1 protein-coding gene is annotated in these 856 nt (G+C 45.4%); it reads left to right on the top strand.

Annotated elements, in window-relative coordinates; genetic code table 11:
• Positions 1 to 123 precede the first annotated feature (123 nt).
• A partial coding sequence (locus R7O13_RS25410) for a GTP-binding protein (RefSeq protein WP_318305014.1) occupies positions 124 to 856 on the top strand: 733 nt, incomplete at its 3' end.

Genomic DNA, 856 nt, shown 5'->3' with positions numbered 1-856 from the left:
CAAAACTCAAACCGTCACACATTAAATCAAGACATAAGCGAGCGTGATAAAAAGCGTTGAAGCAAGTCACATTCTCCGTATACTTTGCCCCAGCACTAATGCACGACTGTGTCGGAGAAAAACATGTCAAATCGAGTACCTACCAACATACTGACCGGATTTTTGGGTGTCGGTAAAACGACCACGATTTTAAATCTTTTAAAGAACAAACCTGAAAATGAAAATTGGGCGGTGTTGGTCAATGAGTTTGGTGAGATTGGCATCGATGGTGCGTTAATGACCGACCAAGGTGCGTTGATTAAAGAAGTGCCGGGCGGTTGCATGTGTTGTACCGCAGGCGTTCCTATGTCTGTTGGTATTACGGCATTATTGCGCCAAAAGCCAGATCGTTTGTTGATTGAACCAACAGGCCTTGGTCATCCAAAACAAGTGATTGCGACGCTGACATCAGAGCAATATCTGCCATACGTTGATTTAAAGGCGACCATCGCGTTAGTCGACCCTCGTAACTTGAGCGATGAAAAATACACGTCTAATCAAAACTTTGTTGATCAGCTAGACAGTGCCGATGTGGTGATTGGCAGCAAAGTCGAACTCTGGTCAAGCCATGATATTGATGTGTGCAACGATTGGGTTACCGATCAAACGCCAGCTAAAGTGTTCAGTAAGTTGATTCATAACGGCGAGCTGCCGATTGAAGTTCTGGATATTGAACGCGTACACGGCAGTGCTTCTTCTCATATCGAAATGCATCACCATGAGCATGCACACCAAGAGCCTCAGTTTCAGTTACCACCGGGTGAAGCATTCATCCGTAAAGAGAACAAAGGGCAGGGCTATTTCAGTTGTGGCTGGC

Source organism: Vibrio sp. Y176, assembly GCF_033438945.1.
The sequence above is the reverse complement of the archived record's forward strand: the minus strand, read 5'-3'. Positions and strand labels throughout refer to the sequence as shown.